The organism is Exiguobacterium sp. H66, assembly GCF_018618705.1.
Taxonomy (GTDB): Bacteria; Bacillota; Bacilli; order Exiguobacteriales; family Exiguobacteriaceae; genus Exiguobacterium_A; species Exiguobacterium_A oxidotolerans.
Genome location: NZ_JACSMQ010000007.1, coordinates 96,876 through 111,096 on the forward strand (window position 1 = coordinate 96,876; position 14,221 = coordinate 111,096).

Annotated in this window: 11 protein-coding genes; 8 read left to right on the top strand and 3 right to left on the bottom strand. The window is 51.3% G+C overall.

Going from position 1 to position 14,221, the window contains the following annotated elements:
- The first annotated feature begins 27 nt into the window (after positions 1-27).
- The 8 genes from KNP88_RS12110 to KNP88_RS12145 are packed head-to-tail and all read left to right on the top strand — an operon-like array spanning position 28 to position 10,656.
- On the top strand, positions 28-990 hold the full coding sequence (locus KNP88_RS12110; protein WP_088836196.1) for a carbohydrate ABC transporter permease: 963 nt from the start codon (positions 28-30) through the stop codon (positions 988-990).
- Between the two features lie 13 nt (positions 991-1,003).
- Positions 1,004-1,789 carry a carbohydrate ABC transporter permease gene (locus KNP88_RS12115; RefSeq protein WP_088836197.1) on the top strand — a complete coding sequence of 262 codons (786 nt, stop codon included), beginning with the start codon at positions 1,004-1,006 and terminating at the stop codon, positions 1,787-1,789.
- Between the two features lie 27 nt (positions 1,790-1,816).
- Entirely contained in the window at positions 1,817-3,802 is a 1,986-nt protein-coding gene (locus tag KNP88_RS12120) for a beta-galactosidase (protein ID WP_214893967.1), read from the top strand.
- Positions 3,803-3,814: 12 nt separating this feature from the next.
- On the top strand, positions 3,815-5,947 hold the full coding sequence (locus KNP88_RS12125) for an alpha-galactosidase (RefSeq protein ID WP_214893968.1): 2,133 nt from the start codon (positions 3,815-3,817) through the stop codon (positions 5,945-5,947).
- Complete coding sequence (locus KNP88_RS12130) at positions 5,944-7,116, top strand: galactokinase (protein ID WP_214893970.1); 1,173 nt, start codon at positions 5,944-5,946, stop codon at positions 7,114-7,116. The genes KNP88_RS12125 and KNP88_RS12130 overlap by 4 nt, the downstream gene beginning before the upstream one ends.
- A 1-nt stretch (position 7,117) precedes the next feature.
- Entirely contained in the window at positions 7,118-8,110 is a 993-nt protein-coding gene (gene galE, locus KNP88_RS12135; RefSeq protein ID WP_214893972.1) for a UDP-glucose 4-epimerase GalE, read from the top strand.
- A 30-nt stretch (positions 8,111-8,140) separates the two neighbouring features.
- On the top strand, positions 8,141-9,637 hold the full coding sequence (gene galT / locus KNP88_RS12140) for a UDP-glucose--hexose-1-phosphate uridylyltransferase (RefSeq protein ID WP_214893974.1): 1,497 nt from the start codon (positions 8,141-8,143) through the stop codon (positions 9,635-9,637).
- A complete protein-coding gene (locus KNP88_RS12145; RefSeq protein WP_214893976.1) occupies positions 9,634-10,656 on the top strand; it encodes an aldose epimerase family protein in 1,023 nt (340 codons plus the stop codon). The genes galT and KNP88_RS12145 overlap by 4 nt, the downstream gene beginning before the upstream one ends.
- A 406-nt stretch (positions 10,657-11,062) precedes the next feature.
- Here the strand turns inward: KNP88_RS12145 and KNP88_RS12150 are convergent, their stop codons facing one another.
- Genes KNP88_RS12150 through KNP88_RS12160 form a run of 3 tightly spaced genes read right to left on the bottom strand, consistent with a single transcriptional unit; the run spans position 11,063 to position 14,221 of the window.
- A complete protein-coding gene (locus tag KNP88_RS12150) occupies positions 11,063-11,578 on the bottom strand; it encodes a methylated-DNA--[protein]-cysteine S-methyltransferase (RefSeq protein WP_214893977.1) in 516 nt (171 codons plus the stop codon).
- A 33-nt stretch (positions 11,579-11,611) separates the two neighbouring features.
- Entirely contained in the window at positions 11,612-13,015 is a 1,404-nt protein-coding gene (locus KNP88_RS12155) for a dihydrolipoyl dehydrogenase family protein (RefSeq protein ID WP_214893978.1), read from the bottom strand.
- On the bottom strand, positions 13,016-14,221 hold the full coding sequence (locus KNP88_RS12160) for a dihydrolipoamide acetyltransferase family protein (RefSeq protein ID WP_214893979.1): 1,206 nt from the start codon (positions 14,219-14,221) through the stop codon (positions 13,016-13,018).

Below are 14,221 nucleotides of genomic sequence, written 5' to 3' on the forward strand. Positions count from 1 at the left end.
TGGAAAAGAGGAAAGTGAGGAATCAACATGCAGACAGAGCGTCAGGAATTGCCGATTAAACCAAAAGCAGAGCCGTTAAAACCAGCAGCGACACGTTCACCTGCTCCAAGAAAAAAAGGCAAGATGAAACAAAATATGGTCGGTTGGGCATTTGTCGCACCAATCGTCCTTTTCGTCGTCAGTTTCATCTATTACGGGATTTTCTACAATGCCTATAACTCGTTTTTCTCATGGGACGGGATTTCGTTTGATAAAGCGTTTGTCGGGCTTTCAAACTATGCGGAAATGTTCGGAGATCCGGACTTTTATCTTTCGCTCAAAAACACCTTCATCTTCACCGTCTTGACGGTCACGATCCAGGCTGGAATCGGACTTGTTCTCGCGTACTTCCTGCATACACAAGGACCGCTGCGGACTGCAATGAAATCGGTCTTCTTCTTCCCGGTCGTTTTGAGTCCGGTCGTCCTTGGGGCAGCTTTCACACAAATTTATGATTTCCAATTTGGATACATCAACGAATTCTTACGTGCAATCGGTCTTGGGAGTCTCGAGCAGAATTGGCTCGGCGATCCGGATATCGCGCTTTATTCCGTCATCGCCATCAATATCTTCCAGTGGACAGGGTCGTCGATGGTCATGTACTACATGGCGATGTTGACGATTGAAAAAGAAATTTTCGAAGCTGCGAAAATTGATGGAGCCGGTTTCTTCCGGACCCTTTGGAGCATCGTGTTCCCGAACTTAAAGGGCACGACCTTCACGTTATCGATCCTCGGTGTCATCGGTGGACTGAAGACGTTTGACTTAGTCTGGATCACGACTGCTGGTGGGCCGGGATCGTCCACAGAATTTATCTCGACCTACTTATTCCGAAAATCAATGCTCCAACAGGAAGTCGGCTACTCGAGTGCTGTCGCCATCGTGCTACTTACAATCGCGTTGCTGATCACGTACTTCCAATTACGGATACAAAAGAAAATGGATAACTAAGGAGGAACGTACCATGAATGTAGAATCTAAAAAGAGTCGTTGGATGATCAACCTTGTCCTTGCCTTAGCTTCAATCGTCTGGCTGTTCCCAATCTTTGTCATGTTCAAGGAAAGCTTACGTGTCAATGGATTTGAGAACTATATCGCGACGTTACAAAACCCGAATTTCCCAACGTTCGTCTTCAACAGTTTCTTTGTTGCCTTCTTCATGATCATCATCTCGATCACGATTCTTGCGTTTGCAGCGTTCGCTTTTTCAAAGCTAGAGTTCGCAGGAAAGCGTCTCATGTTCAATATGGTCCTCGCCGGTTTAATGTTACCGGTTGCTTCGATGATCGTCCCCTTGTTCTTTACGCTCCGTTCGTTTGACGGACTGAACAATCATTGGGGATTGATTGGGGCAGAAGTTGCATTTTTCCTCCCGTTCGGCTTGATGCTCATCAAAGGGTACTTTGACGAATTGCCGAACGAACTGATGGAAGCGGCCTATATCGACGGTGCGACAATTTTAGAAGTATTCTTCAAAGTCATGTTGCCACTCGCGAAACCGGCACTTGCGACAGCATTAATCTATGCGTTCCTCAACTCGTGGAACGAATACTTGATGGTCTTGACGTTCATGACCGATCCCGCTTACCAGACAGTCACGATGGCACCGAGCTTCTTCAAAGATGCACTCGGCGGCGATCCAGGTAAAATCTATGCCTCACTTGTGTTAATCAGCTTACCGACAATGGTCTTCTATATCTTCTTCCAACGTTTCTTCCAAAAAGGAATGACAGCCGGTGCAGTAAAATAATTTGTTTTTTGAGTCAGGGGGAGCAACATGTATTTAGGAGTCGATTATTATCCGGAACAAACACCACGTGAATTGTGGGAGGAAGATTTTCGTTTGATGAAAGAACTGGGGGTCAACGTCGTCCGGATTGCAGAATTTGCGTGGACGATGATGGAACCGGAAGAAGGGGTTTATGACTTCGACTTTTGGGATGACGTCGTCGCACGACTCAGTGACGCGGGCTTCGATATCGTCCTCGGTACACCGACGGCAACACCACCCGCCTGGATGTGTCATAAGTATCCGGAAATTTTACCGGTCGACGAAAACGGTGTGACGATCAGCTTTGGTGCTCGTCGTCACTACACGGTTCACAGTGAGACCTATCAAAAATTTTCCGTCGCGATTACGACGGAAATGGCGAAACGGTACGGGCAACATCCGCGTGTCATCGGTTGGCAGACAGATAATGAGTACGGTCATGAAAAGTCGGACCGCTCTTACAGTGCTATCGACCGGGCCGCTTTCCAGGTCTGGCTCAAGAAGCGGTATGGCACGCTTGACGTGTTAAACGAGACATGGGGAACGGTCTTTTGGAGTCAAACCTATACGGCGTGGGAACAAATTCCCGTCCCGCGTAAAGTTTACCAAGAACATAGTCCAGCCCTGCTCGTCGATTTCGACCGATTTTGTGCCGACGGCTATAACTATTACAACAAGTTGCAAGTTGATGTCTTACGGGAACATATCCATCCGGATGCCTTTATCACACATAACCTCGTCTACAGCGATATGGCTGTGAATCAACAACAGATGGCGCAAGATCTTGACTATGTCTCATTTGATAACTATCCCGTTTGGGGCGGGTTACCGGAACCGAACCGTTTCGAGAAGATGGCGAGCGATCACGATCTCTGCCGGTCGTCGAAACAGGGCAAGGGTTTCTGGGTCATGGAACAGCTCAGTGGCGCACAGGGGTGGAGCAAAATCGGATACTTACCACGCCCGGGTCATATTCGCCTCTGGACGTATCAAGCCGTTGCACGCGGCGCAGAAGCAATTGTCTATTTCCGCTTCCGAGCCGCCTTGTTCGGGACGGAAGAATTTTGCCACGGCATCATTGACCACGACGGGAAACCGAAACGGAAGTTTGCTGAAGTCAAACAGATCATGACGGAACTGAATACGTTCGGCGACGAGATCAATGCCAGTACGTACCGAGCGGATGTCGGTGTCTATTTTGATCAGGAAAACGTTTGGGCCTGGACGCATCAACCACACAGCGATGCATTTGATTTCCGGACCGAGTTCGTCCGTTTTTACGGCGGGGCTGTCCGCAAGCAGGTTGCGACGGACATCGTTTTCCCGGGCGATGCACTTGATGGCTACAAACTGATCATCGTGCCGCTGTACTTCCTGACGAACCCGACGTTCGATCAAGCATTGATTGATTACATGGAACAAGGGGGGCACGTCATCTTTACGTACCGGACAGGTGTCAAGGATCCGCATAACAATGTCATCCCGAAAACACTTCCCGGGAAGTTTGCCATGTATGCCGGCATTGAAATCGATGAATATGAATCCCTTCAAGCGGTCCAGCAAAACCGTGTCGAGGGACTTGACGGACAATCGTCGACGGCACGCCTCTGGTGCGATCTCATTACACCGACGACGGCAGAGCCGCTCGCCGTTTATCGCGATACATTTTATGATGGTGTCGCAGCCGTCACGCGAAATCAATACAAAGGAACAATCACGTACATCGGAGCGTCGATCGATGACGCGATGATCGATACGATTTACGCGCAAGCCTTTGAAGAAGCAGGAATCGAGACGCTTGAAGTGCCGGACCAGGTCGAAGTCGTTCGCCGTCACGGGGAAACACGCGATTTCGTCTTTCTGATGAACCATGACACAAAAGAAACGAAACAAGTCGCGCTTGACGGAACATATCAGGAGCTGACGACGCAAGAGACATACAGTGGAACAGTGACACTCGCACCGCTTGCGACACTGATTCTGACGACGTAAGGAGGTAGGACCATGGCAATCTTTGAAGTATCGAAACACCGATTCGTGATTGAAGGACAAGCTGTCGCGCATGTCGTGACAATCGGAGCGAATGGGAAGCTCGTTCATACGTATTTCGGGGCACGACTTCCGTATCGAGCAGATTATGCGGCGTTACCGAGTGCGGTTCTTGCCCACAGTTCATTCGAATCGCCAGACGGCGTCGCGACGTACGACTTTATCCCGTTCGGTGAGATGGTCTATACAGAACCGACGTTAAAATCAGAACGGGCAGACGGAGCAAGAATCAGTCAGTTTTCTTTCGAGCAAGCAGAGCTGTCGGATACGGCACTCATCTTATGGCTCCACGATTCCCTCCAAGGTTTGCGCGTCGGGGTACGCTATGAACTTTTCGCGGCATACGATATGATCGGGCGCTCGCTCATCGTCGAAAACGCAGGAGAAAAACCTGTCCGTTTGACGACGGCGCAGTCGTTCGCGATGGGACTTTTAAATCGTCCGACGCTCAACTTCCATCATTATGCCGGGACATGGACGGGCGAATTCCAAAAACAAATCACGCCGCTGACAGCAGGACGCAAGACGATTGAAAGTCGACGCGGTGTGACGAGTCATCAAGCCAATCCTTGGTTCGCGCTTGAACACAATGCGACAGAGACGACGGGCGAAGTCATTTACGGCCATTTTGCCTATTCGGGCAATTGGTCGATTCACGCCGAACAAGATGCCTTCGGGTTCGTCCAACTATCGGGTGGGATGAATGGATTTGACTTCAGCTGGACGCTTGACGCTGAACAACGTCTAATAACACCGGTCTTTTATATCGGCTATACTCCGGACGGCTTCGCCGGAATGAGTGCGCGCGCGCATGACTTCCAGCGTCACGTAATCATGCCGGCGTCTGACCGTAAAAACGTTCGACCGGTCCTTTATAACTCATGGGAAGCGACGTATTTTGATGTGACGGAACAGGGACAACGGGCACTCGTCGATCAAGCAGCGGACATCGGATGTGAACTATTCGTCGTCGATGACGGCTGGTTCGGTGAACGTCACTCCGATCAAGCGGGATTAGGCGACTGGGTCGTCAATCGGAAGAAGTTTCCGAACGGTCTGACCCCTTTGATTGAGTATGTGAAGGGAAACAACATGCAGTTCGGTCTTTGGGTCGAGCCGGAGATGGTCAATCCGGACTCCGATTTATATCGCGCACATCCGGACTGGATTTATCATGCTCCGGGTGCTGTCCGGACGACATCGAGAAACCAGTTCGTCTTGAACCTCGGTTTATCGGAAGTCGAACGTTTTGTTTATGACATGATGGATGAATTATTGACGACGCACGAAATCGACTACATCAAGTGGGACATGAACCGGGCATTCTCTGAGCCGGGTGTCCCGTCGCAAACGCCGGACGCGCAACAAGAACTTTGGAAGCGCCACGTCGATGCCTTATATCGAATCTTCGACGAGCTACGACTCGGGCATCCGACGGTCGACTTCGAAGCGTGTGCCGGTGGCGGAGGTCGAATTGATCTCGGGATTTTAGAGCGGACGGAACAAGTCTGGACGAGTGACAACACGGACCCGCTTGACCGGTTGACGATTCAACATGACTTTTCGTTTGCCTATAATGCAAAAATGATGAGTTGCTGGGTGACGGATGGTCCGAACTGGTTGAACGGGCGGAACTTACCGCTTGCGACGCGGTTCGTCTCTTCGATGCAAGGGACGCTCGGCATCGGTGGAAACTTAAGTGAGTGGACGGCAAGTGAACTCGCGGAAGCGAAAGGATGGATTGAGACATACAAGACGATTCGGCCGACAGTTCAGCACGGACGTCAATACCGCCTCAGTCCATTCTCACAAACGACAGCGAGCATCATGCAGTATACGTCTGAAACTGAGACGGTCATTTTGGCGGTTGCACCGATGCGTAAGCATGGCATTCACCAGTACAGCTTTAAACTGACGGGATTAGATGCAAATAGACTGTATCAAGTGGAAGATCGCCAAGTGAGCGGTGCTTACTTGATGAACCAAGGACTGAACTTCTCTTATTCGGCGGACTATGAAGCACGTTGTTTACGAATTCAACCCATCCATCAATTGAGACAAATTGAGCAAAAGGAGCCGATCGCATGACCGACCAGACGTTAGAACAAATCTTTGAAGAGCAATTCGGTGTACAGGCGACACATCGCTTTTTTGCGCCAGGGCGTATCAATTTGATTGGAGAGCATACGGACTATAACGGAGGTCATGTGTTTCCATGTGCCTTGACGCTCGGGACGCATGCGATTGCCCGAAAACGGGATGATGCAACGTGTCGTTTCTATTCACTCAACTTCGAAGCAGACGGCATCATCGAAGTCGGATTAGACGACTTGGCTCATAATCCGCAAGACGGTTGGACGAATTATGCCAAAGGAATGGTGCATGTCCTCCGGGAAGCCGGGTACGCCATCACGTCAGGCTTTGACGTCTTGATTAAAGGGGATATTCCGAACGGAGCTGGGTTGTCTTCGTCTGCTTCACTCGAACTCGTCATCGGTGTCATGCTCGAGCGTTTATATGAATTGGATCTCGACCGGGTCGAGCTCGTGAAGTTCGGTCAGCAGGTCGAAAATCACTACATCGGCGTCAACAGTGGCATCATGGATCAGTTTGCGATCGGGATGGGACAGGCAGGGTCAGGATTACTCCTTGACTGCCAAACGCTTGACTACACGTATGCGCCGCTCGACTTGACGGGCTATACGATCATCATCATGAACACGAATAAGCGGCGTGAACTCGCCGATTCAAAATACAACGAACGGCGTGCAGAATGTGAACAGGCGCTCGAACAGTTACAGCAAGTCCGTCCGTATGCAACCCTCGGAGATTGGTCGATGACAGAATTCGAAGCCGTCACACTCGACGACGAACGCTTGATGCGCCGGGCACGCCATGCCATTTCTGAAAATGAGCGGACGTTACAAGCCCTGGAAGCACTACAAGCAGGGCAACTCGAGGAATTCGGAGAATTGATGAATGCGTCGCACCGGTCACTCCAACACGATTATGAAGTGACAGGGCAAGAACTCGACGCGTTGGTCGAAGCGGCTTGGGCACAACCGGGTGTCCTTGGGGCACGGATGACAGGAGCCGGCTTTGGTGGCTGTGCGATTGCAATCGTTGAAACGTCAACAGTCGACCGATTCATCGATGCCGTCGGACAGCGCTATGAAAGCCGGATTGGTTATCCGGCAACGTTCTACACGGCGACTGTCGGAGACGGAGCGCGTGAAGTCGAACGGGAGGTCATCTAATATGGCAGTACTAGTTGTCGGTGGGGCCGGCTATATCGGCTCCCATGCCGTCTATCAGTTGATTGATGCTGGAAAAGACGTCGTCGTCATTGATCATTTACAGGCAGGTCACAAGAAGGCGGTCCATCCGCAAGCCCGTTTATACGAAGGTGATATTCGCGACCGGTCGTTCCTTGATCGGGTCTTTACAAAAGAGACGATTGAACAAGTCGTTCACTTCGCTGCCTTTTCGTTGGTCGGGGAGTCGATGGAACAACCATTAAAATACTTCAACAATAACGTCTACGGAACGGAAGTCTTACTCGAGGCAATGGTCGCACATGATATCAAACAAATCGTCTTCTCTTCGACGGCTGCGACATATGGTGAGCAAGAAACGATGCCGATTCTCGAGACGGCAATGACGAACCCGACGAATACGTACGGTGAAACGAAATTGATGATGGAGAAGATGATGAAATGGTGCGAACAAGCACATGGTCTTCGTTATGTGGCGTTACGTTACTTCAACGTCGCTGGAGCACGCGCGACAGGAGAAGTCGGAGAGGACCATACACCAGAGACACACCTTGTTCCACTTGTCCTTGAAGTCGCAAACAATCAGCGGTCTGTCATCTCGATTTATGGGGATGACTACGCGACGCCGGACGGGACATGCATCCGGGATTACATTCATGTCGAAGATTTGATTGATGCCCATATTCTCGCACTCGATTACTTACAACAAGGACACACGAGTGATGTCTTTAACCTCGGTTCGAGCAACGGATTTTCCGTCCGCGAAATCATCGAGGCGGCACGCCGGGTGACGGGGCACCCGATTCCGGAACAAGTCGTCGCAAGACGTGCCGGTGATCCGAGTACGTTAATCGCAGGATCAGCTAAAGCAAAACGTGTTCTCGGCTGGTCACCGCGTCGGACGGACATCGACCAAATCATCCGTGATGCCTGGAACTGGCACGAACGCCGTCCGAACGGCTATCAGACAACATAAGAGAGAAATGGATTGAGGAGAGTGAAGGCGATGAATGAACACATCAAACGATTGATTGAGCAAGCGATTGCTGAACATCTGATTGACGCAGAAGATGAAATCTATGCGCGTAATCGAATTCTTGCGCTTGTCGGTCAGGCGGATTATACCGATCCAGGAACCGTTACAGCGGAACCGATTCCAGACATCCTCGAGGCGCTGGTGGAAGAAATGATCGCGTCCGGACGGCTTGCAGCACGACTCGACGAAAAAGAACGTTTCGCAGCTGAATTAATGGATGTGTTCGTTGATCGTCCTTCGACGATCACGACGACGTTCAATCAGCTCTACAAAGAAAATCCGGTGCACGCAACGGATTATTTCTATCAACTCAGTCAGGCGAGCAATTATATCCAGACGAAACGGATTGCGAAAAACATCCAGTACAAGGCAGCGACAGCTTACGGGGAAATTGATATTACAATCAACTTATCGAAACCGGAAAAAGATCCGCGCGAAATTGCGGCAGCCCGGACAGAACCTGTTGCAGCATCGACCTATCCGACGTGTTTGCTTTGTGTCGAGAACGTCGGTTATGCCGGACGCAGCAATCATCCGGCTCGGGCGAACCACCGGATCGTTCCGTTGACACTTCAAGGTGAGGATTGGGCATTGCAGTATTCGCCATACGTTTACTACAACGAACACAGCATCATTTTATCGCAGACGCATCGCGATATGGTAATCAACCGCGCCGCCTTTGAACGATTACTTGAGTTCGTCGATCAATTCCCGCATTATTTTGCAGGGTCAAATGCTGATTTACCAATCGTCGGCGGTTCGATTTTGACGCACGATCATTACCAAGGCGGGCGTTATGAGTTCGCGATGGACCGGGCAACGATCCAAAGCCGGTTCGACTTGCCGCAACAACCGGATGTCAGTGGGCAAACGTTACACTGGCCGCTCAGCGTCATCCGCTTGAGTAGCCCTGATCGTCAACAGTTACTCGCTGCTGCCGATGATGTGTATACAGCCTGGTTGACGTATAGTGACGCGGAACAGGAAATCATTGCGATGACAGACGGCGTCCGGCATAACACGGTGACACCGATTGCCCGGATGCGAAACGGCGTCTATGAACTCGATCTTGTCTTACGAAACAACCGGACGTCTGTCGAACATCCGGATGGCATTTTCCATACGCACGCGGACATCCACCACATCAAACGTGAAAATATCGGCTTGATTGAAGTGATGGGACTTGCGGTCTTACCAGCCCGGTTGCTTGAAGAACTAAAGCAGGTCGAACAGTTCATCGTCGGTGAAACGACGGACGTCTTGCCGGTACACCGGACTTGGGCAGAAGAGTTGAAGCGACAGTACACCGGTCAACCGGTCACAGCTTACGTCGAGCAAGCGGTGGCCGAAAAATTCGTCCGTGGACTCGAAGACTGCGGTGTCTTCAAACAGACGGAGGCAGGGCAGGCGGGACTTAACCGGTTCCTGCAGACGGTGACACATCAAGTGGCAGGTGACCGGCGATGACGTACGAGACACATCAAACAGAAGACGCGCGACTCGTCCGGCACCGCTTGATGCAACCGGGCATGGAAGTCGAGATTTGGAATTACGGTGGCATCATCAATGACGTCCGGGTCAAAGATCGCTCGGGCAAGATGGAGAGTGTGGTGCTTGGTTTCGATACACTGGCAGCCTACAAAAAACATTCACCGTATTTCGGAGCAATCGTTGGTCGGGTCGCGGGACGGATTGGTCAAGCCCGCTTTTCGATTGCTGAACAAACTTATCACCTTGCGGCAAATGACGGGGCGAATCACTTACATGGCGGCACGCATGGCTTCGATCAAGTCTTCTTTGATGTCATCGAAGCAACGGAACAACGGTTGCACTTACGGACACTCAATCCAGACGGTTGCGAAGGGTATCCCGGAAATGTAACCGTGGATGTCATCTACCGGCTAAACGGGACAGCATTGACGTTGTCGATTGAAGCAACGACGGATCAGACGACACCACTGAACGTGACGAACCATACGTACTGGAATCTGTCCGGGAACTTACAACGCGACATCCTTGATCATCAGTTGACGTTACCAAGTTCAACCTATCTACCGCTCGGATCCGATCTGCTACCGACGGGTGAATTCCGTGCGGTCGACGGAACGGTCCTTGATTTCCGGACAGGGCGGTCGATTCGCAGTGGCGCTGAATCGGAAAGTGAGGAGACGGTCAATGCCGGGTATGGTTATGATCACCCGTTCGTCTTAGACGAAGGGAGAGCGCAACTCATGGATCCGGTATCAGGACGAACGTTACAGGTGACGACGAATCAGCCGGTCGTCGTCTTATACACGGGAACACAACTCTTGACCGACTATACGGTTCGGGGAGTCCCATCCCGTCCGTCGCTCGGTCTCTGTCTCGAGGCACAAGTCCATCCGAATGCTGTCAATGAATCCCGTTTTCCATCGATTCTCATCGAACCGGGTGCGACGTACCAGTGGGAGACGACATATCGGTTTGGGATCAATAATGTAAACTGATATCGGAGTGGGGACGTCCCTCGTTTGAGTCATCCGCTGTTCATCTTTATATTCTTTTGAAGAACATGCTGAAGCAGGTGTCATCCGTTGATTCTCATGCGAGACGGAGACTCCTGCGGGAACAGCGGAATAGGTGAGACCCCCGAGGAACGTAAGTGACAAGGAGGCTCGCCTTCCGCCCGTGGAAAGCGAAGTCTCGCATGAGAATCAACAACCGCTTGATCGTTGGCTTTTAGCTTGTCTCCATTTCATTTTGTGTTAATCTCGATGACTCATGCCTCAACCGAGAAAAACATATGAACAAAAGGCTGATTGTTCATCAACCGCGACGTAATGAACGCCGTGTCTACGAGAAAACCCGAGTGCTCCGCTTCTTGTTAGAAAACGGAGTCGCTCGGGTTTTCGATTACATTGAATTCGGACTGACTTCTTGCTCTAAGGCAAGCAAACGGCGTTTCATGTTCAATCCACCCCAGTAGCCGATCAAATCACCATTCTTGCCGACAATCCGGTGACAGGGGATGACCAACAGCAACCGGTTTTTCCCGATCGCCGTGCCGACTGCCCGGATGGCACGAGGGCGTGAGACAGCCGCTGCAATCTCGGAATACGTTGTAGTGTTTCCGTATGGAACAGCTTGTAAGGCTTGCCAGACATCGAGCTGGAACGGTGTCCCGATCGGGTGAAGCGGCAATGTAAAGGCCGTCCGCTCTCCCTGCAAATAACCGAGCAGTTGCTCCCGGTACGGATTGATTCTTGAATCGTCAATTAAGACTTCAGCCCGTGGAAGATGTTTTCGTTTCCAGTCCTCAAACAGTTCAGACGGTTCGTCAAACGCACCGACATAACAGAGACCGTCCGACGTCGCAGCAATCGGAAAGCAATGGTGCTCCCATTCCAGTTTCGTAAAGTAAAGTTCCATCGGGCATTGCTCCTTCAAAAACAAGTGGTCTGGTTACGTGTTCGAGAAGACAGCCTGTTGACGTGGTGGAAGATGGATTGCTTGTCCGACCAGCGCTTCGAGTGCTTCCGTCAAGGCTTCATTGCGACTCGGGTGTGCTTGGACCGGAAAACGTAAATCTTCTTGTTTCGCAGCCATTTCAAGGGCAAGCGCACATGTACCGGCGAGTTCAAGGGCACCGTCCCCAATCATATGAATGCCTAAAATCAGTGATGTCTTCGCGTCCGAGACGACTTTGATGAAACCGCTGGCCGCATCGATACTGCTCGCCCCGTTTGCCGTCAATGGAAACTGTCCGACTTGCACCGTGAACCCGCCTTCAGTGGCTGCTTGTTCCGTCAAGCCGATGGAAGCGATTGGCGGAAGTGATCGGATGATTGTCGGGAAGTAAGGAATCGTCGTATCAGGTGAAGCGCCACCGAGATGTTCCGCCGTCCGTTTTGCTTCATGGATCGCCCGTGTCGCGAGTTGCGGACCAGGTGTTACGTCACCAATCGCATAAATATGGGGGAAGTTTGTTCGACCAAGCGCATCTACGACTAGTGTTGCATCCTCGTTTAACGTCAGACCAAGCCGATCGACACCTAAATCAAGTGTATTGGCTACGCGTGGCAACGACTGGAAGAGGTAACTTGCCTGGACGGTTTTTTCTTGTTCCGCCTTGACGATTGTGACGTCGACATGAGTATCCGCCGGTGTAATCGTCGTCACAGTGCCACTGACAAGTGTAATTTTTTGTTTTTTGAACGTCCGCTTCAATTCTTTTTCGAGACTTGTGTCGAGCTCAAATCCGTCAGCAATCAACGTCACATCTGTCCCGAGTGCCCGGAAACTCATCGCTGCTTCAATCGCGATATAATCGTTACCGATGATGATCAGACTGTCCGGTAACTCTTGTAATTGATACAGTTGTTCCGCGTTCAAGAGAACGGATGATTCTTCACGGATGCTGTGGCTGCCGGTTGCGATCACGACATCCTGAAAACGGTACGTATCGAACTGATGTCCGTGTTCGACACCGATCCGGTCGTCTGAGAGGAAGGACGCAGACCCGGTCACGTATTCAATATCGTTAGCTTTACATAGCGCTTCGACGCCTTGGCGCAGCTTCGTCACGACTTGGTCCCGGTAGCTTGCTAACTGGCCGAAATCATGTGTCGTTTCGATGGAAAAGCCGAGTGCCGTCAAGTGTGAGAGACGTGTTCGCTCCTGCGCAGCATGCGCCAATACTTTCGACGGAATACATCCGACGTTCAAGCATGTTCCACCGAGTCGTTCCCGCTCAATCAATGTGACGTCGCGTCCAAGCTGTTTCGCCCGAATCGCAGCTGTGTAACCAGCCGGTCCACCTCCGAGAATGAGGAGGTCACGCTCTTGTGTCAGTTCTCCTACGACCATTTAAATCAACTCCATTAATAAAGTAGTCGGTTGTTCAATCAGACCGGCGAAGCGATTCGTAAAGGCGACGGCCGTCGCTCCGTCCGCGACGCGGTGATCAAACGACATCGAGACGTTCATCATCGAGCGGACGACGATTTGATCGTTTTCATCGACGCAAGCCCGTTTTTTTGTTTTATGAAAAGCGATCAGGGCGGTCTCCGGATAGTTGATGATGGGCGTCGCACCGGTACTGCCGAGCGGTCCGACATTACTCATCGTGAACGTGCTCGCTTTTAAGTCGCCCGCCCGCAACTCGTTTGTTTTCGCCCGTGTGTGCAGTCCGGCGAGTTGTTCATGTAACAGGCGGAGTGAGAGCTGGTCGGCTTGACGGACGACAGGGACGATTAAGCCGTCTTCCGTTTCCGTCGCGATTCCGATATGGTACTCCTGCTCTAAAATGATTTGATCATTGGCTTCATCCAGTTTGGCATTGAAGACTGGGAAGTCTTTTAGGGCGACGACAAGTGCCTTGACGAAGAAGGCATTGACACTGATCGGTGTCCCGTTCGCTTTTAGTTCTGCCCGCAGTGCAAGGAGACGTGTCATGTCGATTTCTTCAAAGTGCGTGACATGAGGAATCGTAAAGAGGGATTGCGTCATCTTCTTCGCAATCTGTTTGCGGATCCCGCGAAACGGTAACGTCGTTGGAGTAGTTGACGGTGTGACCGCTTCAGGAGCTGTGACGGCTTCAGGCCGGACAGGTGACGCGGATTCTCGATTTGTGACGAACTGCAAAACATCCTCTTCCGAAACGCGTCCGGATGGGTCCGATGCGGGTACTTGTTCGATATCAATTCCGTGATCGCGAGCGATTTTTCGTGTGTACGGTGTCGCGAGGACACGGCGCGTCTGTATGGCAAGCGGTGTTCGCGCGTTCACGACAGGACGCGATGGCTCGGTGACGGTTTCACGTGTTGCCGCTTCCTCGTCACCGGATTCAATCAGGAGGAGCGTCGTTCCGACAGTGACGGTCTGTCCAACCGGAATTAAGATGTCTTTGATGACGCCGGAAATCGGTGCCGGTAGTTCAGCGACCATTTTATCGGTCGACACTTCGACAACCGGTTGATCAAGCGTCACATGATCACCGATTTTGACGAGATAATGGGCGATTTCACCTTCCGTCATGCCTTCTCCGACATCATGTAGTTTCACTTCAGTCAT

Bases quoted from the DNA above. Each gene is read 5' to 3' on its own strand.
- KNP88_RS12110 (WP_088836196.1), top strand. From the start codon at position 28: ATGCAGACAGAGCGTCAGGAATTGCCGATTAAACCAAAAGCAGAGCCG.
- KNP88_RS12115 (WP_088836197.1), top strand. From the start codon at position 1,004: ATGAATGTAGAATCTAAAAAGAGTCGTTGGATGATCAACCTTGTCCTT.
- KNP88_RS12120 (WP_214893967.1), top strand. From the start codon at position 1,817: ATGTATTTAGGAGTCGATTATTATCCGGAACAAACACCACGTGAATTG.
- KNP88_RS12125 (WP_214893968.1), top strand. From the start codon at position 3,815: ATGGCAATCTTTGAAGTATCGAAACACCGATTCGTGATTGAAGGACAA.
- KNP88_RS12130 (WP_214893970.1), top strand. From the start codon at position 5,944: ATGACCGACCAGACGTTAGAACAAATCTTTGAAGAGCAATTCGGTGTA.
- galE (WP_214893972.1), top strand. From the start codon at position 7,118: ATGGCAGTACTAGTTGTCGGTGGGGCCGGCTATATCGGCTCCCATGCC.
- galT (WP_214893974.1), top strand. From the start codon at position 8,141: ATGAATGAACACATCAAACGATTGATTGAGCAAGCGATTGCTGAACAT.
- KNP88_RS12145 (WP_214893976.1), top strand. From the start codon at position 9,634: ATGACGTACGAGACACATCAAACAGAAGACGCGCGACTCGTCCGGCAC.
- KNP88_RS12150 (WP_214893977.1), bottom strand. From the start codon at position 11,578: ATGGAACTTTACTTTACGAAACTGGAATGGGAGCACCATTGCTTTCCG.
- KNP88_RS12155 (WP_214893978.1), bottom strand. From the start codon at position 13,015: ATGGTCGTAGGAGAACTGACACAAGAGCGTGACCTCCTCATTCTCGGA.
- KNP88_RS12160 (WP_214893979.1), bottom strand. From the start codon at position 14,221: ATGACTGAAGTGAAACTACATGATGTCGGAGAAGGCATGACGGAAGGT.